General features: G+C 69.0%; 20 protein-coding genes. 8 read left to right on the top strand and 12 right to left on the bottom strand.

Going from position 1 to position 19,841, the window contains the following annotated elements; all coding sequences use genetic code 11:
• Positions 1–37: 37 nt before the first annotated feature.
• Both IGS68_RS16810 and IGS68_RS16815 read left to right on the top strand, forming a co-directional pair.
• The gene (locus IGS68_RS16810) at positions 38–1,219 is read left to right on the top strand and encodes a glycosyltransferase (protein WP_201071468.1); all 1,182 of its coding nucleotides are present in this window, start codon (positions 38–40) and stop codon (positions 1,217–1,219) included.
• Positions 1,216–2,373 (top strand): glycosyltransferase family 4 protein, encoded by a 1,158-nt coding sequence (locus IGS68_RS16815; RefSeq protein WP_201071470.1) that lies wholly within the window; start codon positions 1,216–1,218, stop codon positions 2,371–2,373. The genes IGS68_RS16810 and IGS68_RS16815 overlap by 4 nt, the downstream gene beginning before the upstream one ends.
• A gap of 8 nt (positions 2,374–2,381) precedes the next feature.
• On the opposite strand, the gene IGS68_RS16820 is transcribed toward IGS68_RS16815, so the two are convergent.
• The 6 genes from IGS68_RS16820 to recO all read right to left on the bottom strand — a co-directional run bounded on the left by IGS68_RS16820 (position 2,382) and on the right by recO (position 9,177).
• Positions 2,382–3,347 carry an SDR family oxidoreductase gene (locus IGS68_RS16820; protein ID WP_201071472.1) on the bottom strand — a complete coding sequence of 322 codons (966 nt, stop codon included), beginning with the start codon at positions 3,345–3,347 and terminating at the stop codon, positions 2,382–2,384.
• A gap of 107 nt (positions 3,348–3,454) precedes the next feature.
• Entirely contained in the window at positions 3,455–4,561 is a 1,107-nt protein-coding gene (locus tag IGS68_RS16825) for an ABC transporter substrate-binding protein (protein ID WP_201071474.1), read from the bottom strand.
• A gap of 68 nt (positions 4,562–4,629) precedes the next feature.
• Complete coding sequence (locus IGS68_RS16830; protein WP_201071476.1) at positions 4,630–5,190, bottom strand: PRC-barrel domain-containing protein; 561 nt, start codon at positions 5,188–5,190, stop codon at positions 4,630–4,632.
• Positions 5,191–5,217: 27 nt separating this feature from the next.
• Positions 5,218–6,096: a PRC-barrel domain-containing protein gene (locus tag IGS68_RS16835; RefSeq protein ID WP_201071479.1), complete on the bottom strand. Its 879-nt coding sequence runs from the start codon at positions 6,094–6,096 to the stop codon at positions 5,218–5,220.
• A gap of 111 nt (positions 6,097–6,207) precedes the next feature.
• Positions 6,208–8,424 carry a DNA topoisomerase IV subunit A gene (gene parC / locus IGS68_RS16840; RefSeq protein ID WP_201071482.1) on the bottom strand — a complete coding sequence of 739 codons (2,217 nt, stop codon included), beginning with the start codon at positions 8,422–8,424 and terminating at the stop codon, positions 6,208–6,210.
• Between the two features lie 3 nt (positions 8,425–8,427).
• Positions 8,428–9,177 (bottom strand): DNA repair protein RecO, encoded by a 750-nt coding sequence (gene recO / locus IGS68_RS16845; protein WP_201071485.1) that lies wholly within the window; start codon positions 9,175–9,177, stop codon positions 8,428–8,430.
• Between the two features lie 847 nt (positions 9,178–10,024).
• Here recO and IGS68_RS16850 point away from each other — a divergent pair.
• Complete coding sequence (locus tag IGS68_RS16850) at positions 10,025–11,014, top strand: Rpn family recombination-promoting nuclease/putative transposase (protein WP_201071488.1); 990 nt, start codon at positions 10,025–10,027, stop codon at positions 11,012–11,014.
• A 152-nt stretch (positions 11,015–11,166) separates the two neighbouring features.
• Positions 11,167–11,529 (top strand): RpnC/YadD family protein, encoded by a 363-nt coding sequence (locus IGS68_RS16855; RefSeq protein ID WP_201071491.1) that lies wholly within the window; start codon positions 11,167–11,169, stop codon positions 11,527–11,529.
• Positions 11,530–11,649: 120 nt separating this feature from the next.
• On the opposite strand, the gene IGS68_RS36000 is transcribed toward IGS68_RS16855, so the two are convergent.
• On the bottom strand, positions 11,650–11,781 hold the full coding sequence (locus IGS68_RS36000; protein ID WP_256445681.1) for a hypothetical protein: 132 nt from the start codon (positions 11,779–11,781) through the stop codon (positions 11,650–11,652).
• Between the two features lie 36 nt (positions 11,782–11,817).
• Here IGS68_RS36000 and IGS68_RS36005 point away from each other — a divergent pair, with 36 nt between their 5' ends.
• The 3 genes from IGS68_RS36005 to msrA all read left to right on the top strand — a co-directional run bounded on the left by IGS68_RS36005 (position 11,818) and on the right by msrA (position 14,505).
• Positions 11,818–11,940 (top strand): hypothetical protein, encoded by a 123-nt coding sequence (locus IGS68_RS36005; RefSeq protein ID WP_256445682.1) that lies wholly within the window; start codon positions 11,818–11,820, stop codon positions 11,938–11,940.
• A gap of 206 nt (positions 11,941–12,146) precedes the next feature.
• The gene (locus IGS68_RS16860) at positions 12,147–13,859 is read left to right on the top strand and encodes an AMP-binding protein (protein WP_201071500.1); all 1,713 of its coding nucleotides are present in this window, start codon (positions 12,147–12,149) and stop codon (positions 13,857–13,859) included.
• 94 nt (positions 13,860–13,953) lie between these two features.
• The gene (gene msrA / locus IGS68_RS16865; RefSeq protein ID WP_247880929.1) at positions 13,954–14,505 is read left to right on the top strand and encodes a peptide-methionine (S)-S-oxide reductase MsrA; all 552 of its coding nucleotides are present in this window, start codon (positions 13,954–13,956) and stop codon (positions 14,503–14,505) included.
• Positions 14,506–14,524: 19 nt separating this feature from the next.
• On the opposite strand, the gene IGS68_RS16870 is transcribed toward msrA, so the two are convergent.
• The gene (locus IGS68_RS16870) at positions 14,525–15,565 is read right to left on the bottom strand and encodes an AI-2E family transporter (protein WP_201071503.1); all 1,041 of its coding nucleotides are present in this window, start codon (positions 15,563–15,565) and stop codon (positions 14,525–14,527) included.
• Positions 15,566–15,728: 163 nt separating this feature from the next.
• On the opposite strand from IGS68_RS16870, the gene IGS68_RS16875 reads away from it, so the two are divergent.
• Positions 15,729–15,905, top strand: a complete 177-nt coding sequence (locus IGS68_RS16875; protein ID WP_201071504.1) for a CsbD family protein — start codon at positions 15,729–15,731, stop codon at positions 15,903–15,905.
• Between the two features lie 410 nt (positions 15,906–16,315).
• On the opposite strand, the gene IGS68_RS16880 is transcribed toward IGS68_RS16875, so the two are convergent.
• From IGS68_RS16880 to IGS68_RS16895, 4 genes are read right to left on the bottom strand one after another with little or no spacing between them, the layout of a single operon-like run.
• Positions 16,316–16,477 carry a hypothetical protein gene (locus IGS68_RS16880; protein WP_201071506.1) on the bottom strand — a complete coding sequence of 54 codons (162 nt, stop codon included), beginning with the start codon at positions 16,475–16,477 and terminating at the stop codon, positions 16,316–16,318.
• 38 nt (positions 16,478–16,515) lie between these two features.
• Positions 16,516–17,796, bottom strand: a complete 1,281-nt coding sequence (locus tag IGS68_RS16885) for an amidohydrolase family protein (RefSeq protein ID WP_201071508.1) — start codon at positions 17,794–17,796, stop codon at positions 16,516–16,518.
• Positions 17,796–18,743, bottom strand: coding sequence for an ABC transporter permease (locus tag IGS68_RS16890; RefSeq protein ID WP_201081413.1), 948 nt, complete (start codon positions 18,741–18,743; stop codon positions 17,796–17,798). Before IGS68_RS16890 ends, IGS68_RS16885 begins: the two co-directional genes overlap by 1 nt.
• A 25-nt stretch (positions 18,744–18,768) precedes the next feature.
• Positions 18,769–19,836, bottom strand: coding sequence for an ABC transporter permease (locus IGS68_RS16895; RefSeq protein ID WP_201071511.1), 1,068 nt, complete (start codon positions 19,834–19,836; stop codon positions 18,769–18,771).
• Between the last annotated feature and the right edge of the window lie 5 nt (positions 19,837–19,841).

Here is a 19,841-nt window from a genome sequence, read left to right on the forward strand (position 1 = left end):
TCTTCATGCCCCACCAGGGGATCACCAAGGTGCAGCCATGCATCGGGAAACATCTCCGACCGTTTCGAAGCCATCGCGGCCCAGCCCGTCCCGGTCGCGCCTGGTCGTCTTCAGCGACGATTGGGGCCGTCACCCCAGCAGTACCCAGCATCTCGTCCGGCATCTCCTGCCGCGCTTCGAGGTGGACTGGGTCAACACGATCGGCACCCGCCGCCCCGGCCTGACCCGCGCCGACCTGGCGCGCGCGGTGGAGAAGGCAGCCTCATGGTTCCGGACGGCCGGCGCCGCCAAGCCGGAGGCTTCGGAAGACCCCGCTCCCCGGATCCACTCCCCCGTCCACTGGCCGGGCTTCAAGAACCGGGCCGAGCGCGCGCTGAACCGCAGGTTGCTGCGGCGGGCGCTGGCCCCCGTGCTGGAACGTGACCCCGCCCCGGCGGCGGTGATCACGACGGTGCCGATAACCGCGGATCTGGCCGCCGACTTTCCCGGCCTGAACTGGATCTACTATTGCGTGGACGACTTCGCCGAGTGGCCGGGGCTGGACGGCGGGACCCTGCGGACCCTGGAACGCGACCTGCTGAACCATGCCTCCGGCGTGATCTGCGTTTCCGAGGTGCTGCGCCGGCGCCTGTCGGGGTTGGGCTTCGACGCGCGGCTCCTGACCCACGGCATCGACCTGGATCACTGGAGCGGCGTGCGCCGCCGCCCCCTGTGCGGACCGGGGCGGCGCCCCATCGCGCTCTACTGGGGCCATGCCGACCGCAGGCTGGATGCCGACATCTGCCTGACCCTGGCCGAGACCTGCGACCTGAGGATGGTCGGCCGGCACGACGACGTGGACGAGCGGCTGGCCCGGAGCCCCGCCGTCACCTGGCTCGGCCCCGTCCCCTATGACCGCCTGCCGGACCTCGCGGAGGATGCCGACGTCCTGGTGATGCCCTATGCCGACCTGCCCGTCACCCGGGCCATGCAGCCCCTGAAGCTGAAGGAGTATCTGGCGACCGGCCTGCCGGTGGTGGCGACTCCCCTCCCCGCCAACCGGGCCTGGGCCGACGCCCTGGACCTGACCGCCGACCCAACCCGCTTCGCCTCCCTGTGCCTGCATCGGGCGCGCCGCTCCCTGCCGGAGGCCCAGGCGCGGGCCCGCGCCCGCCTCTCCGGGGAAGGCTGGGACGCCAAGGCGGCGCAGTTCGAACGCTGGATCACGGCATCGTCATGAACGTCATCGTCCCTCCCGGCGGCGGCGCCGTCGATGCCGTCACGGTGCTGCATACCCGGATCGTAACCGGAACCGGCGGCGGGCCGGAAAAGACCATCTTCAATTCGCCCCGCTACATGCGCGGCACCGGCTACCGCGAACTGGCCTGCTATCTGCGCCCGCCGGGCGATCCGGGATTCGAGGTGCTGCGAAGGCGGGCGTCCGCCAAGGACTGCCCGCTGATCGAGGTGGACGATGCCTCCGCCTTCAGCCCGGCGAGCCTGCGTCGCCTGGCGGCGGTCTGCCGGGAGAACGATGTCAGGATCTGGCACGGCCACGACTACAAGACGAACCTGTTCGGCGTGCTGCTGAAGCCGCTGCTCGGCTTCAAGCTGGTGACGACGGTCCACGGCTGGGTCAAGCATACCTCCAAGACGCCGCTCTATTACGCGATCGATCGCTGGACGCTGCCGCGCCATGACCAGGTGATCGTCGTGTCGTCCGACCTGTACGAGCGCTGCCGCGCCGGCGGCGTTCCGGAGGACCGGCTGCACCTGATCGAGAACGCCATCGACACGGAGGATTTCCGCCGGACCGGCCCCGCCGTCCTGGCTTCGGAGCGCGGCCACCTGCCCCCCGGCCGCCTGCTGGTCGGCGCCGTCGGGCGGCTGTCCCCCGAGAAGGGGTTCGACCTGCTGATCCGGGCGGTCGCGCAACTGATCGGCGAGGGCCTGGACCTGGAACTGTGGATCGCCGGCGAGGGCGAGGAGAAGGCGGCGCTTGAGGCCCAGGCCGCCGCGACGGGGCATGGCGACCGCATCCGGCTGCTGGGCTTCCGGGCCGACACGGTCGGGCTGTTCGAGTGCTTCGACCTGTTCTGCCTGTCCAGCCTCCGCGAGGGCTTGCCCAACGTGGTTCTGGAAGCGATGGCGATGGAGGTGCCGGTGCTGGCGACCCGGTGCGGCGGCATCGACAGCTTCGCCCGCGACGGCACCGACATGCTGACGGTCGACGCCGGGTCGGCCGAAGCCCTGGCCGGCGGCCTGCGCCGCCTGGCCGGCGACCCGGAAACGCGGCGCCGGCTCGCCCGGGCGGCCCGGCGGCGGATCGAGTCCGAATTCGGCTTCCGCCGCCGCATGGACCGCATGGCCGAGGTCTACGGCCTGCTCTGGTGAGACCCGTTTCAGCGGCGCGCGGCGAACACCCCGGCGGCGATCACCCCGGCCGCGGCGAGCCCTGCGAGCATCAGGGATTGCGATCCGCTCGTCTGTTGCCGGTAGCCGCCGGAGGCGCCGGTCCCCTGGGGCACCGGCCTGAACAGCGAGCCGTGGGTATAGGGCGACGGCGCCGCCCGCCGGAAATAACGCCTCAGGCCGCGCGCCATCACCTCCTCCGTCAGGGCCGGCGCCAGGGTGTGGGCCAGCTTGGTCAGCGGCGCCAGCGCGCCGACGCTGACGCCGCGCCGGGGGCGCAGCGCCAGCCCGACCATCGCGTCGGCCACCCGCTCGGGCGGGACCAGCGGCGATCCGGGCTTCAGCTCCTTGCCCATGTAATTGCCGCCGTGCTGGTACCCCGGCGTGTCGATCACTGCGGGGAACACGTTGCAGACATGGATGTCGGGCCACTCCTCCAGTTCCAGCCGCAGGCTCTGGGTGAAGCCTTCCAGGCCGAACTTGCTCGCGGCGTAGGCGGCGGCGAAGGGCGGCGCGATCCAGGCGCCGAACGAGATGTTGGTGATCAGCGTGCCGTGGCCCTGCTCCAGGAAATAGGGCAGCACGGCATGGGTGCCGTTCATGCTGCCGAACAGGTTGGTCTCGATCACCTGCCGGTGGGAGGCCATGGGCACGTCGGCGAACGGCCCGACCAGGCCGATGCCGGCATTGTTGATCCAGACGTCGATCTCGCCGAACCGCTCGGCCGCCTCCTCCGCCAGAAGGCGCATGTCGTCCAGTTCGGTCACGTCGGACGGAATGGCGATCACGTCGGCGCCGTGGCTCCGGCATTCGGCGGCAACCTCGTCCAGCGCCTCGTCGCGGCGGGCGGCAAGGGCCAGGTTGGCGCCCTGCCGGGCGAAGGCGACGGCTGTCGCCCGGCCGATGCCGCTCGAAGCGCCGGTGATGACGACCGTGGAATTTCGCAGGCTGCGCATGGGATGCCTTTCTGTCTTGGATAGGATTCCCATGACAACAGCGGAGGAGGGGCGGCGTCCCGCCGCCCGAGGTGCGCGGGACGCGCACCCTCCCCCGGGCGACAGCTTTATCGCGCCGACACTTGGCCGTACTTCCCGTCCTGCCAGGAATACATGACGTAGGCCGGCTCGGTCAGGTCGCCCTTGTCGTCGAAGTCCAGCGGACCGATCACCGTGTCGAAGGTCCCCTCGCGGAGCGCGTCGGCGACGGCATCCGGCTCCGGTTCGCCGGCCGCCTCGATGCCCTGGGCCAGCACCTGCAGGGCCGCGTAGCTGTAGAGCGTGAAGAAGGCCGGGTCGATGCCGTCCGCGCGGAGTTGCTCGATCACGGGGGCGGCGGTCGGATTGGCGGTCGGGTCCGGGCTGAAGGTGAACAGGGTCCCGGCCCCGCTCTCCCCGGTGATGGCCCAGAAGTCCGGGTTGGACAGGCCGTCGCCCGCGACCAGCACGGCGTCCATGCCGGCGTTGCCCATCTGGCGGACGATCTGGCCGGCTTCCGCGTGGTAGCCGCCGAAATAGACCGTGTTCACGCCTTCCGACTTCATCTTGGTGACCAGGGCGGAAAAATCGCTCTCGCCCGGATTGACCGAGCCGGTCATGACCGGCTGGATGCCCTTCTCGGCGAGCCGCTTGGCCGTGGCGTCGGCCAGCCCGCTGCCGTAGGCCTGCTTGTCGTGGATGATCGCGACCTTGGGGTTCTGGATCTGCGCCGCGATGTGGTCGGCGGCCACCTGCCCCTGCTGGTCGTCGCGCCCCGCCACCCGGAAGACGTTGTCCAGGCCGCGCTCGGTCAGCACCGGCGCGGTCGCGGTCGGCGAGATCATGACGATCCCCTCCTCCGAATAGACGTCGGAGGCCGGCACCGACGGTCCCGTGCACATGTGGCCGATGACGAACCGGATGCCGTCGTTGACGATCTGGTTGGCGGCGGAGACGCCCTGCTTGGGGTCGCAGGCGTCGTCATAGACCTTGACGCCGATCTCCTCTCCGTTGATCCCGCCCTTGGCGTTGATCTCCTTCGCGGCGGCCTCGACGCCGCTGCGCATCTGCTCGCCGAACGATGCCATGGAACCCGTCACGGCAGTCACGACGCCGACCTGGATCTCCGCCTGCGCGGCGCCCGCGGTCGAGGCGAGCATCGCCAGCGCCGCGAGGGAAACGGATGTCCTGTACATCTCTGATGGCTCCTACCCGTACTTCCACGCTTCTCTTGGATTTACGCTTCTCTTGGGATTGCCGGCCGTCACTGGTCGTTCCGCTCCGGACCGATGATCGTGCTGGCTTCGGCGCCGTACTCGAACTCCGGCGCGTTATCCAGTTCCTCCTGGCCCAGGGTCGTGACCAGCGCGTTCCCCTGCGGATCGACCCGGACGCTGTCCCACGGCAGCGTGACCAGCCGCTCGCCCAGCCCGAGCAGGCGGGACCGTGACATGACCAGGCTGGTTATCGCCGGGCTGTCCGGCTCGGTCACGAAATCGCGCACCTCGCCGATGTCCTCGCCAGCGCTGTTGCGGACGTTCCAGCCGACCACATCCTCGGGCATGCGGCCGGCGATGGTCGGCACCTCGACGACGCGGATCTGCGGCTCGCCCGTCGTCTCGACCTGCACCTCCGCGGGTGCCGATTCGATCCGGATCTGCGGGTCGGCCGGCCGGACCTCGACCGTGCCCTGGCCCTGGACGACGGCTCCCGCCGGCTCCTGCCGCGGCGCCGGGGCCGGCTGGTCCTGGGCAAGGGCGGCGGCGAGGGCCGGAGCGGCCAGGCAGAGCGCCAGGGCCGGCGCCAGGAGAAGGTGTCTCTTCATGGGGTTTGCTCCTGTTTGCGGCGCGGGTCAGCGGGCGGGGCCGACGACGGCGTTGGCGCCCTCGGCATAGTCGTGGTCGGGTGCTGCTTCGAGCTGCTGCCGGTCCATCGGCAGGGTGACCGGCCCCTCCTGCGGTTCGGCGTTCACCTGCCCCCACGGCACCGCGACCTCCTTCGGCGCGCCGAGATAGCCGCCCACGTCGACGATGGCTGTCTCCACGGTTCCGGCCGGCCCGAGCAGGAGGTCCCGGATCTGGCCGAGCGGTTCGCCCTGGGCATTGACCACGGGGCGGCCGATCATCCGTTCCGGGGCCACGCCCGCCACGGGACCGTCGGCCGGCGCCGCCTCGGGCGCCGGCTCGGGTATCGGGGCGGGCGCCTCGGCCATGGGTGCCGGGGCGGGCGGAACGGCCGGCGCGGGAGCCGGCACGACCGGCTGGACATCGACCCGCGGCTCTGGCTGCTCGATGACCACCTGCGGCTGGGCCTGCTGAACGTCGATCCGGGGTTGCGCCTGCTGCACGGTCACCCGGGGCTCCGGCTGCTCGACCTGGATCTCGGGATCCGCCTGCTCGATGATCACCTCGGGCTCGCGCTGCCGGACGATCACCTGGGGCTGGAACTGTCGGACCGTGATCTCGGGCGGCGGCTGGCGCACGATGATCCGGGGCGGCGCCTGCCGGACGATGATCTGCGGCGCCTGCTGCTCGATGATGATCTCCGGCGGCCGCTGTTCGACCGTCACCTCCGGGGCCGGCTGCTGGACATCGACCGAGGCCGGGGGCTGCTGGACGTTGATCTCCGGCCCCGGGGGCGCCGTCACGGGTGCCGGCTGCTGCGCACCGGCGCCCGGGACCCAGGACCAGGCGGCCAGCGCGGCGGTCGTCATCATCAGGCTTCTGCGCATCCCACTCTCCGACAGTCGTCACATGCCCCGGCATCCGTGATGCCGGGGCTTCGTGCGACGAAGAACGAAACGACGGTCGGAGTGTTCCTCGGCGGGACAGCTTTATCGGGATCAGGTGAAGCGGTTGTTCTTCGGGAACCCGTTGGGCGGCAGGCGCCCGGACGTGCCCCGGTTGCCCTTCCAGGGGGTCATGTCGGCCTCCAGCCGGGTGCGCTCCCCGCTCTTCCACGACAGCCCCTCCGAGAATTTGAAGGTCGTCAGGTCGGCGAGGCTGCCGTCGGTGTATTTCTGGATCATGACGCCGCGGCCCCGCGCCATCACCGGCACCTCTTCCAGCGGGAATACCAGGAGCTTGCGGTTGTTGCCGATCGCCGCGACCGAGTCGCCCTCCGCCGGGATGCAGAACCTGGCCTCGACGCCGTCGCCGAGCGTCATGACCTGCTTGCCGCCGCGGGTCTGGGCGATCACCTCGTCCTCCTCCACCTGGAAGCCCCGGCCGTTGGAGGCCGCGACCAGCAGCCGGCGCCCCGGCCGGTGCTTGAACAGGGTGACCAGATCGGCGTCGTTGGCAAGATCGATCATCAGCCTCAGCGGCTCGCCGAATCCCCGGCCGCGCGGCAGCTTGTCCACCCCGAGCGTATAGAACCGGCCGTTGGTCCCCAGCACGATCAGCTTGTCCGTGGTCTCCACCCGGAGCACGAAGCGCTCCCGGTCGCCGTCCTTGTACTTGATGTCGGACGTATCGGCCTGATGGCCCTTGACCGTGCGGATCCAGCCCTTCTCGGAGCAGAAGACGGTGACGGGCTCGCGCTCGACCATCGCCTCCAGCGGGATGATCACGGCGGACGGGGCGTCGGCCACCACCGTCCGGCGGGCGCCCAGCTTGGTCGCCTTGCCGAACCGCTTGCGGGTCTCCGCGACCTGCCTGGCGATCGCCTTCCAGCGCCGGGGCTCGTTCTCCAGCAGGTCGAGCAGGTCGGCGCGCTCCGCCGACAGGCTGTCGTGCTCCTTGCGGATCTCGAACTCCTCCAGCTTGCGGAGCGAGCGCAGACGCATGTTCAGGATCGCCTCGGCCTGCACCTCCGTCAGCGAGAAGGCCTTGATCAGCGAGCGCTTGGGCTCGTCCTCCTCGCGGATGATCCGGATCACCTCGTCCAGGTTCAGGTAGGCGATCAGGTAGCCGCCCAGCACTTCCAGCCGGTGGTCGATCTTGCCCAGCCGGTGGCGCGAGCGCCGCTCCAGCACCTCGATCCGGTGCGCCAGGAAGGCTTGCAGGACCTCGCGCAGGTTCATGACGCGCGGGACGTTGTCCTTGTCCAGCACGTTCATGTTCAGGCCGAACCGGGTTTCCAGGTCGGTGGTCTTGAACAGCGATTCCATCAGCACGTCGGGATCGACGTTGCGGTTCTTCGGCACCAGGACGAGGCGGATGTCCTCCGCCGATTCGTCGCGCACGTCGTCGAGCAGGAACAGCTTCCGCGCCGCCAGCAGCTCGGCGATCTTCTCGATCAGCCGGCTCTTCTGGACCTGATAGGGGATCTCGGTGACGACGATCTGCCAGGTGCCCTGCCCCAGCTTCTCGACCTCCCATTTGGCGCGCACCCGGAAGCTGCCGCGCCCGGTGCGGTAGGCCTCGGCGATGGCGGCCTGCGACTCGACCAGGACGCCGCCGGTCGGGAAATCGGGGCCGGGAATGAACCGGACCAGGTCCTCGACCGTGGCGTCGGGCTTCTTGATCAGGTGGCTCAGGGCGTCGCACAGCTCTTCCGCGTTGTGCGGCGGGATCGAGGTCGCCATGCCGACCGCGATGCCTTGCGAGCCGTTGGCCAGCAGGTTCGGGAAGGCGGCGGGAAGCACGATCGGCTCCTCGCCCTCGCCGTCGTAGGTGCCGCGGAAATCGACGGTGTCCTCGTCGATCCCTTCGAGCAGGGCGCGGGCCACGTCTGTCAGGCGGGCCTCGGTGTACCGCATGGCGGCGGCGTTGTCGCCGTCGATATTGCCGAAGTTGCCCTGCCCGTCGATCAGGGGGTAGCGGACCGCGAAGTCCTGCGCCAGCCGGACCAGCGCGTCGTAGACCGCGGTGTCGCCGTGCGGGTGGAACTTGCCGATCACGTCGCCGACGACGCGGGCGCATTTCTTCGGTGGGGTGTCCGGGTCCAGCTTGAGCTGGCTCATGGCATAGAGCAGCCGGCGGTGGACCGGCTTCAGCCCGTCGCGCACGTCGGGCAGCGAGCGCGCCATGATGGTGGACAGCGCGTAGGAGAGGTACCGCTCGCCGAGCGCCTCGGAGAGCGGCTTGTCGTGGATATCGAGTGCAGGGTCGGTCATGTCTTATCTACTACCAGGAAGGGTAGCCATTTTGCGATAGCGTTCTATGAAACGGGTACGGGCGGCAGGCAGGGCCGCGACCGCCTGGGCGGACGCATGGGCGAGCGCGTCGCGTTCGAGGAAATGCCCCGTCAGTTCGAGGCCGGCAAGCACGTCCGCCTCGCTCCAGCCGGGCTGTCCGGCCAGGAAGCCCGGCAGGGGCAGCAGCCTGTCGCGGTAGGGCTCGCCGGCGGACAGGGACACCGCCCGGCCGGTGCGTGGACTGACATAGGCCAGCGCGTCGTTGCTTCCGGTGGCGGCGCAGGACGCGAGGTCGAGGCCGAAGCCCAGCTCCTGCAACAGCCCCAGTTCCCACCGGACATAGGCCGGCGCCCACAGCGGCGTCTCGAACGCCTCCAGCAGGGCCGCCAGCCCGTGGAAGACCGGCTCGTGCGGCTCCCGGTCGGGCAGGACCACTTCGGTCACCGTGCAGGCCGACACCAGCGCCGCGAGGCGCAGCGGGTCGTCCAGCATGCCGGCGGCATTGTTGTGGATCGGCTCGATCGTGAAGGTCCCGAGATGGTCGGCCAGCCGGGCGCGCCAGCGCGCGCTGACCCGGTTGCCGGCTTGCAGGTTGCCCCGCTGCTTGGACGAACGGCCGCCCTGCACCAGGCCGGAATGCCGGCCGTGGGTGCGGGTCAGCAGGGTCGCCACCACGGCCGCCTCGCCGTGCGGCCGGGCGGACAGCACGATCGCCTCGTCGGTCCATTCCATGGGGATGTTCTAGCAGCCTGGGGGAGTAGACGCCATGGGGGGCGCCGGATGGGGTCACTGCCGGGGATCGCGGAAAGGTCATCATCGGTCACTGCGGGGGCGGGGTCACTGCCGGGAACCGCCGAAAGGTCATGCAGGAAATGGCCGCGCTGCCTGACGCCGAGGGGCGAGTACCCCGCCCGCCGCACGGCCTCCGCCGCCGACGCACCGGCGGCGATCTCCTCGCTGGAAAAATCCTGCCGGACGGCTGGACGGGGAGCGGGAGCGGTCATGACGGCTTGCCTTTTGCTGGCAGTGAGCTGATTCGGATAATTGTCCTATTCTATCGCATAATGTCAATATGAATCGGGCGACAGTAGGAATTTCAGTCCGGCGACGACACTTTGCCCAATTTTATGCTCGGCCGTTGCTGAGTGTAGCGTAACCGCTTGAATTCTCGTGGGTTTAATCGCTAAACGAAAACCTGACCTGAGTTTGACAATCACCCGTCAAGGTTGACCCTGCTCCTAAACTTGCCGGCCTGTCATCGGTCGGTTCCAAGCCTGAGGATGTCCGTTTTGACGGCGAGGTGCTGTCCTCGACCAGCGGCCTGCCACTGTTCCGCGTAGGCGAGGAGCGCCTGCGCTTCGCGGGCTGGCCCTGACCGACGCGCGCAACCAAGCCCGTATCGACCACTTCCTGGCTGAAATCATCAGGGTCGCGGTCGCGTGGCCGGACCCGAGGCGGTCAGACCCCTTCTGATGGATCGCGTCGGGTCAGAAGGTCGCGGCGGCCGTCCGGCCCTTGCCGATGGTTGCGGGAGTGTGCTGCTGTTCGCGTGATTATCACCTGACCGGCGCCCGCGACGATGCAAGCCTCCGACTCCCTGTACCACCGCCTGTTCTCCGACCCGGTGATGATCGAGCAGCTCGTGCGCGGCTTCCTGCCCGCCGGGATCGCCGCCCTGCTGGACTTCACCCGGCTCGAACGGGTCAACGCCAAGTTCCACGCCGCCCGCGGCCAGCGGCGCGAGGGCGACGTGATCTGGCGCGTGCCGACGCTGGCCGGCGAGATGGTCCACATCTACCTGATGCTGGAGTTTCAGGCGACCCCGGAGCGGTTCATGCCGGTGCGGGTGCAGGTCTATTCCGGCCTGCTCTGGCAACAGATCATCGACGTCCGCGCCCTCGCCCCGGGCGGCCGGCTGCCGCCCCTGCTGCCGATCGTGCTCTACGCCGGCGAGGCCCGCTGGAACAGCCCCGCCGACACGACCGACCTGGTGGCGCTGCCCGAGGACTCGCCGCTCTGGCCTTGGCAGCCGCAGGTCCGCTATCATCTGATCGACGAGAAGCGGCTGCGCGCCGAGGACCTGGCCCGGCACGACAGCCTGGTGGCGCTGCTGTTCCGGATCGAGATCTGCGACCGGCCCGAGGACCTGCCCGGCCTGGTCGCCCAGGCGGTGGCCTGGTTCGCCGAGCATCCGGGCCATGCGACGCTGCGGCTGGCGTTCGGCGATGTGGTGGCGCACTCGGTCGCGGGCCTGGTCGGCGCCGCGCCGGCCGCGACGGTGCCGATGGATATCGAGGAGGTTCAGGGCATGCTGGCGGAACGCATCAAGAAGTGGGAACAGGAACTCATCGCCAAGGGCGTCGCCGAGGGGGAAGTCAGGGGCGAGGCCAGGGGCAGGGCCGCCATGCGCAAGCGCCAGTTCACCCGCCGCTTCGGCGCATTGCCGGCTGATGTGGAACGGTTGATCGACGCCGCGACGCCGGATCAGCACGACGCCTACATGGACCGCCTGATGGACGCCCAGGCGCCGGGCGACGTTTTCCCCGACCTCCTCCGCCCCGGCGAGTGATTCGGTTCTCCGGCCGGAACGGACGATCCCCCGCTTCATCTTCGGCGGTGCGTTGGGCCGTGGCCCAACGACCGGAATTAAATGTCCAAGGCCGGAACCGGAACCGTTCGCCGTCCATCCGGGCCACGCCATGGCCGGCGTTCGGCGATGTGGTGGCGCACTCGGTCGCGGGCCTGGTCGGCGCCGCGCCGGCCGCGACGGTGCCGATGGATATCGAGGAGGTTCAGGGCATGCTAGCGGAACGCATCAAGAAGTGGGAACAGGAACTCATCGCCAAGGGCGTCGCCGAGGGGGAAGTCAGGGGCGAGGCCAGGGGCGTCGCCCAGGGCGAGGCCAGGGGCAGGGCCGCCATGCTCAAGCGCCAGTTCACCCGCCGCTTCGGCGCATTGCCGGCTGATGTGGAACGGTTGATCGACGCCGCGACGCCGGATCAGCACGACGCCTACATGGACCGCCTGATGGACGCCCAGGCGCCGGGCGACGTTTTCCCCGACCTCCTCCGCCCCGGCGAGTGATTCGGTTCTCCGGCCGGAACGGACGATCCCCCGCTTCATCTTCTGCGGTGAGTCACGCGGGCCGGGTTCGCATACCGGGGCGGCGCATCCCGCGAGGTCCTCGCCGAACGGCCCTGGCGATCATGCTTTTTCCGGCCTTGGAACAACCAAATGCCGGGCATCTGTGACATCGTCACGGAACAAAACTCGAGGGCTGCCGTTAACCATGATGTTAACCGGATAATAACCGGGATCGTTCAGGGTGGAGGTCATCAGCCAAGCTCGTGAAACCTCCAAGATGGTGCTGTCATGTGGAACAGCTTTTCCAAGGACTGGGCGCGTTGGTCGCCGGCAGAACGCTTCGTAGCCCGTATTGTTTTCCTTGCCGCCACGGTCGGCGCCGCGAGCCAAGCGGTCATCCACGTCATCTGATTTACAGGGTGTGAGGACCGTGTCCTTTCATCTCGGCGTTTGACTTTCGCCACCAGATCAAACGTTGTTCGAATCCCGGCGCCTTCGTTTGCGCCGTTTCATCCTCCTCCTTGATCGTTGTAGTCATCCGCCCGCGCGCCAAGTGCGCGGGAGAAGGACCAAGACGAAGAAGGCACCGTGGCCAACGGTGCCGCGCGGAGGAAACGATGGCCGAACCCACCCAGACACCCCTGCTGACCCGCAGCTATGTCCACGGCGCGTCGCCTACGCCGCTGATCGGCGACACCATCGGCGTCCACCTGGACCGCATGGCGGCCCTATCGCCGGAGGCCGACGCCCTGGTTGTCCGGCATCAGGGCGTCCGGATGACCTACGCGCAGTTCAGGGCGGAGACCGACCGGCTGGCCGCCGGCCTGATCGCGCTGGGACTGAAGCCGGGCGACCGCATCGGAATCTGGTCGCAGAACAATTCCGAATGGGTGCTGACCCAGTTCGCCACGGCCAAGGCCGGGCTGGTGCTGGTCAACATCAACCCGGCCTACCGCACCCACGAGCTGGAATACGCGCTGAACAAGGTCGGCTGCAAGGCGCTGATCCTGGCGGCTTCCTTCAAGAGCAGCGACTATCTCGGCATGCTGCGGCAGGTCGCCCCCGAGCTCGACCGCTGCGCGCCCGGGCACCTGGACTCGCACAAGCTGCCGGCCCTGCGGACGGTGATCCGGCTGGGGGACGAGATGAGCGCCGGCATGCTCAACTTCGCCGACATCGCCGCGGGTGCCCGGGACGAGCATTTCGCGGAGCTGGAGCGGCTGCGCGACGCGCTCCAGTTCGACGAGGCGATCAACATCCAGTTCACCAGCGGCACCACGGGTAATCCCAAGGGCGCCACGCTGACCCACCACAACATTCTGAACAACGGCTTCTTCATCGGCGAGGCGATGCGCCTGACCGAGCGGGACCGGCTGTGCATTCCCGTGCCGTTCTACCACTGCTTCGGCATGGTGCTGGGCAATCTCGCCTGCGTCACCCACCGGGCCTGCATGGTGATACCGGGGGAAGGGTTCGATGCCGAGGCCGTCCTGTCCACGGTCCAGGAGGAGCACTGCACCGGCCTGCACGGCGTGCCGACCATGTTCATCTCCATCCTGAACCATCCCAGGTTCGGGGATTTCGACCTGAGCACGCTGCGCACCGGCATCATGGCGGGCTCGCCCTGCCCGACCGAGGTGATGAAGCGGGTCGCCGGCGAGATGAACATGGGCGAGATCACCATCGCCTACGGCATGACGGAGACCAGCCCGGTCAGCTTCCAGAGCTCGGTGGACGACCCGCTGGAGCGGCGCGTCTCGACCGTCGGCCGCATCCAGCCGCACCTGGAGGTCAAGATCGTCGATGCCGAGGGCCGGATCGTCCCGGTCGGCACGCCCGGCGAGCTGCTGACCCGCGGCTATTCCGTGATGCAGGGCTATTGGGGCGACGAGGAGCGCACGCGAGAGGCGATCGACGCCGGCCGCTGGATGCATACCGGCGACCTCGCCACCCTCGACGCCGAGGGCTATTGCAACATCGTCGGCCGGATCAAGGACATGGTGATCCGGGGCGGGGAGAACATCTACCCGCGCGAGGTCGAGGAATTCCTCTACACCCATCCGCGGATCAAGGACGTCCAGGTCTTCGGCGTCCCCGACGAGCGGTTCGGCGAGCAGCTCTGCGCCTGGATCCATGTGCAGGACGGCGAGACCCTGACCGAGGAGGAGGTGCTGGAGTTCTGCCGGGGCAGCATCGCCCACTACAAGGTGCCGCGCTACATCCGCTTCGTGGACGGCTTCCCCATGACGGTGACCGGCAAGATCCAGAAATTCATCATGCGGCAGAAGATGGTCGAGGAGCTGAAGCTGGAGGCCGCCAAGACCGCGTGAACCGCGCTCTCGCCAATGTGATGGGCCTCCGGGTGTTCGGCGCCGCCCGGAGGCACCACATGGCGGGAGTACCGACGACTCAAGAGGATGAAGCATGATGGCCGCAGATCGGCAATTGGCACAGGCGACTTTCGGCGGCGGCTGCTTCTGGTGCACCGAAGCGGTCTTCCAGCAGCTGCGCGGCGTGGAGAAGGTCCAATCCGGCTATGCCGGCGGGCATGTGGAAAACCCCACCTACGAGCAGGTCTGCACCGCCCGGACCGGGCATGCCGAGGTGGTCCAGGTCACCTACGACCCGGAGGTGATCTCCTACCGCGACCTGCTGGAAGTGTTCTTCACCACCCACGACCCGACCACGTCGAACCGCCAGGGCAACGATGTCGGCCCGCAGTACCGCTCGGTGGTCTTCCACCACGACGCGGAGCAGGAACGGACCGCGCGCGAGGTGATGAAGTCCTTCGGCGAGCGGCGGATCTGGGATCGCCCGATCGTGACCGAGCTGGCCCCCCTGCCCGTCTTCTACCCGGCGGAGGCGTATCACGACGATTATTATGCCCGCAACTCGGCCCAGCCCTATTGCCAGGTCGTGATCGCGCCGAAGGTCGCAAAGGTGCGCAAGCAGTACATGGATCGCCTGAGGGCGTGAGTCCCTGAGCGGGGCCGGCTCAGGATGCCGGTTCCCGCTTCCCGAGCGCGTCCTCCACATAGAGCTTCTGGACGGCGACATAGGCCACCACGGTCAGCGGCGTCGCGAAGATGACGCCGAGGATGCCGAACATCAGGCCGAAGGCGACCACCGCGAACAGGGCGAGCGCGGGGGGCAGCGAGACCATTCGGCGCTCCACGATCGGCATGATCAGGTTGCCCTCGATCTGCTGGATCACGACGTACAGCGCCAGGGTGTACAGGACGGTGGACATGTCCACGGTGGAAGCGGCCAGCAGCGCGGGGATCGCGGTCGCGAAGGCCCCGATCAACGGGACGAACTCGCCGAGGCCGGCCAGCAGCCCCAGGGCCAGGGCGGACGGCACGCCCAGAAGCCACAGGCCCAGGCTGGTCAGCGCGCCGACCATCAGCATCGCGATGAACTGGCCCTTCAGCCACTTGCCCAACGCCTCCCCCATGCCGTCCAGGACCTGGCGCGTGCGCGCCTCCGCCGACTTCGGCACCAGGGCCACGACGCCCTGCCGGTAAAGCCCCGGCTGCGCCGCGAGGTAGACGCCGCCCGCGACCAGCAGCAGCACGTTGCCGAGCCCGCCGACCACCGTCATCAGCAGGCTTCCCGCCTCGCGCACCATGCCGCCGGAGACGCTGGCCGGATCGACGCCGCTGACGGCGTCGAGCGCCGCCCTGCCCCAGGACGAGCCTTCGAGCTGTTCCCGGACGCGCCCCCAGGCCTCGGGAACCACCTTGGTCAGTTCCTCGACCTGGCTCGACACCTGAGCGCCGAACAGCCAGCCGCAGATGCCCAGGGCGATCACGATCGCCAGCAGCACGACCGCCAGCGCCCAGCCGCCCGACAGCGGGGTATGCGCCGCCAGCCAGTCGGCGGTCCGGCGCAGCATCACGGCCAGCAATATGGCGCCGAACACCAGCAGCAGGACATCGACGATCTGCCACGCCATGAGGACGAGGCCGGCGATCAGCACGGCGACCAGCAGCAGGCGGGCGAAGCGTCCGGTCGTCAGGGCGCTGTCGAAGGGCATGGTCGGGAACTCCGGAAGTGGCGACGCGGACAGGGCGTCGCCTTCCCAACGTCCCCCCGCGGATTTTTGTTTCCGCCATGCCCGTGACGAATCCGGCCGATGCCTGTTGTCCTGTATACGATCGCGTTCGCGGACGCGCCCACCCCTGACGAAGGAATTCGACATGACCGACGACCGGACCGAAGGCTCGATGAAGAAGATGAAGGGCGACGTGAAGGAAGGCGCCGGCAACCTGACCGGCGACAGCAAGCTCCAGTCCGAAGGCAAGGCCGACAAGGCCGAGGGCAAGATCCAGAACGCCATCGGCGGCATCAAGGACGCGCTGACCGGCAAGAAGTGACCGGTTGGCTGAACGTCGTTCAGCCTACGTCGCAGTGAAACGGCCCCGGCCCCTCCCAAGGGCCGGGGCCGTTCTGCATTCCGACGCGGCACCAAGGTTCGCGCTACGGTAATGTGGCTGTAGGTCGCCTAGTGACTCAACACAGTGGTTTTGATCGATGAACCGTAGGTCGGCCTCGGCCGAAGGCCGACGCCGACATCGTGGCCGGAGCGTTGACGCAGCGTGTCGGCGTTCGCCCTGACGGGCGAAGGCCGACCTACGGCACTCCGCTCTACAGGACTGGTCAAAAACCACTGTGCAGCACCATTAGAGCGAAGCGGCAGCCGACCTAAGGTTGGCTCCCTTCGACGTCCCGTTCCCTTTCACTCTCATCTCCGGAGAGTATCGATCGGGATAGCGCAACGTTCAGCCTATTCGTCCGGCGTCATGGGAAGAACTGCATTAAGCGGACGAACGTCGGCATCCTCCGTCACGCTGACTAACGTGATGCGGGTTCCGGCAAGCTTGCCGTCGAGGTGATCCGCGGCCTCCCGAAGCGCTTCCAGGATCTCGGCGGCGATGCTTCGATGCATGGTCATATTCCGGAGCGTATCACGTCAAGCCGCCGCCGTCACCGCGCCCCCGTCGCGAACCCCACCCGCTCCGGCCTGCCCTCCAGGCTCAGCAGCGCTTCCGCCGGGGCCGTCCGGCTGATCACCCGGCCGCGCCGCAGGACGAACAACCGGGTCGCCTTCAGGCGGATCGCCTCGACCGGGTCGCGGGCCTGGAGCACCACCATGTCGGCGTTGCAGCCCACTTCCAGCCCATAGCCTTCCAGGCCCATCAGGCGCGCCGGGTTCTCGGTGACGGCGCGGAAGCAGGCGTTCATTCCGTCCACCGAGGTCATCTGCGCCACGTGGAGCCCCATGTGGGCGACGTCCAGCATGTCGCCGGAACCCAGCGAGTACCAGGGGTCCATCACGCAGTCGTGGCCGAAACCGACGGTCAGGCCGGCGGCCATCAACTCCGGCACCCGGGTCATGCCGCGGCGCTTGGGATAGGTGTCGTGGCGGCCCTGGATGGTAATGTTGATCAGCGGGTTGGAGATCACACCCAGCCCGGCCTCCGCCATCAGCGGGATCAGCTTGCTGACATAGTAATTGTCCATCGAGTGCATGGACGTCAGGTGCGAGCCCACCACACGGCCGCCGAGGCCGAGCCGCCGGGTCTCGTAGGCCAGCGTCTCGACATGCCGCGACAGGGGATCGTCGGTCTCGTCGCAATGCATGTCGACGCGCAGGCCGCGCTCGGCCGCGATTTCGCACAGCATGCGGACGGAAGCCGCCCCGTCCGCCATGGTGCGTTCGAAATGCGGGATGCCGCCGACCACGTCGACGCCCATGTCCAGCGCCCGATTCAGCAGTTCCGGGGCGCCGGGATAGCGGAGGTAGCCGTCCTGCGGGAAGGCAACGAGCTGAAGGTCGATATAGGGCGCCACGCGCTCCCTCACCTCCAGCAGCGCCTCCACCGCCAGCAGGCGCGGGTCGCAGATGTCCACGTGGCTGCGGATCGCCAGCAGGCCGCGCCCGACCGCCCAGTCGCAATAGTCGAGCGCCCGCTCGACCAGCGCCTCGCGGGTCAGCAGGGGCTTCAGCTCGCCCCACAGGGCGATGCCCTCCAGCAGGGTGCCGGAGCGGTTGACCCGCGGCAGGCCGTAGCTGAGAGTCGCGTCCATGTGGAAATGGGAATCGACGAAGGGCGGCGTCACCAGCCGTCCGGTCGCGTCGATCTCCTCCCCGGCCTGGGCGTCGAGCGCCGGCTGCACGGCGGCGATGCGGCCGCCGGTCACGCCGATATCGATGCCGGTCCTGCCGTCGGGCAGGTTGGCGTTGCGGACGATCAGGTCGAACATCAGTGTCGCTCCCCTTTGCGGAACGGGATCATCAGGGCCCGCGGATAGGCCGCGCGCCGGGACATCACCACCAGGGCCAGGATGCTCAGCAGATAAGGCAGCATCAGGAACACCTGGTACGGCAGGGCCGGCCCGACGATCTGCTGGAGCCGAAGCTGGAACGCGTCGAAGGCGGCGAACAGCAGGGCGCCCAGCAGCGCCTTGCCCGGCCGCCACGACGCGAACACCACCAGCGCGATGCAGATCCAGCCCCGGCCGTTGATCATGTTGAAGAAGAAGGCGTTGAACGCAGACAGCGTCAGGAAGGCCCCGCCGACCGCCATCAGCGCGCTGCCGCACACCACGGCGCCGACCCGCACCGCGGTGACGTCGATCCCCTGGGCCTCGGCCGCCGCCGGGTTCTCGCCGACCATGCGGACCGCCAGCCCCGCCGGGGTCCGGTAGAGCACCCAGGCCACCAGTGCCACCGCCGCCAGAGCGGCGTAGGTCAGCGGCGTCTGGGTGAACAGCGCCGGCCCGATCACCGGGATGTCCGACAGCACGGGCACGGCGAAGGGCTGGAACGGCTCGATTGTGGGCGGGGTCGACACCTGGGGCAGCGCCATGCGGTAGACGTAATAGGACAGGCTGGTGCCCAGCAGGGTCACGCCGATCCCGGTGACATGCTGCGACAGCCCGAGGGGCACCGTCAGCAGCGCGTGCAGGAGCCCGAGCAGCGCGCCCGCCAATGCTGCGACCAGCACGCCGGTCCACAGGCCGGCGCCCTGGTAGACCGCCATCCAGCCGGCCAGGGCGCCCAGCGTCATGATCCCCTCGATGCCGAGGTTCAGCACCCCGGCCCGCTCGCACACCAGCTCGCCCAGCGTGCCCAGGATGTAAGGGGTCGCGATGCGCAGCGTCGCCGCCCAGAAGGTGGCGGACAGCAGCAGGTCGGCGATCTCGCCCATCATGGCCGGTTCTCCAGGCTTCGGTTCAAGATCTGCGGTTCACGGGCGACCGCCGGATTCGGTAGCGGACCAGGAAGGACGACACCAGCACGCAGAGCAGGCTGACCGCGACCAGCACCTCCGCGATGTAGTTCGGCACCGCCACGGTCCGGCTCATGGCGTCGGCACCGACGAAGACGGCCGCCACGAAGACCGAGGCCGCGACCACGCCCAGCGGGTGGAGCTGCGCCAGCATCGCGACCACGATCCCGCTGTAGCCGAAGCCCGGCGACAGGTCGAGCGTCAGGTAGCCCCGCAGGCCGGCGATCTCGGCGGCGCCGGCCAGCCCGGCCAGCCCGCCCGACAGCACGGCGACCTTCAGCATCACCCGGTTGACCGGGATGCCGGCGAAGCCCGCCGCCGCCGGGTTGGCGCCGACCGCCTTGATCTCGTAGCCCCATGTCGTCCGGGTATTCATGATCCACAGGGCGACCGCCGCGACCAGCGCCAGGACGAGCCCGGCATGGAGCCGCGACCGTTCCAGCAGGCGCGGCAGCTCCGCCTCCGGCAGGACCGGGGCGCTCTGCGGCCAGCCCATGCCCATCGGGTCCTTCAGCGGCCCCTCCAGCATCAGGGAGACGAACAGCAGCACGACGAAGTTCAGCAGCAGCGTGGTCACCACCTCGTCCACGCCGAGCCTCGTCTTCAGCACCGTCGGGCCGACCAGAAGGACCGAGCCGGCCAGCGCGCCGCCCAGCAGCGCCGCCGGCAGCAGCGCCCAGCCCGGCAGGTCCAGCATGCCGCCGCCCAGCACGACGGCGACCAGCGCCCCGGCGTAGAGCTGACCCTCGGCGCCGATGTTCCACAGCTTGGCGCGGAACGCCACCGCCGCCGCCAGCCCGGTCAGCATCAGCGGCGTCGCCCGGGTCAGCGTCTCGGCCAGCGCGAAGCGGCTGCCCAGCGCGCCCTGGAACAGCAGCGCGTAGGCCTCCCCCACGCCGGTCCCGGTCCAGGCGATCAGCGCCGCGCACAGCGCCAGCGCGGCGACGACCGCGCCGGCCGGGGCCAGCACCCGCAAGGCCGCGGACGGGTGCGCCCTCGGTTCAATCAGCATTTTCA

Source organism: Skermanella sp. TT6, from assembly GCF_016653635.2.
Taxonomy (GTDB): Bacteria; Pseudomonadota; Alphaproteobacteria; order Azospirillales; family Azospirillaceae; genus Skermanella; species Skermanella cutis.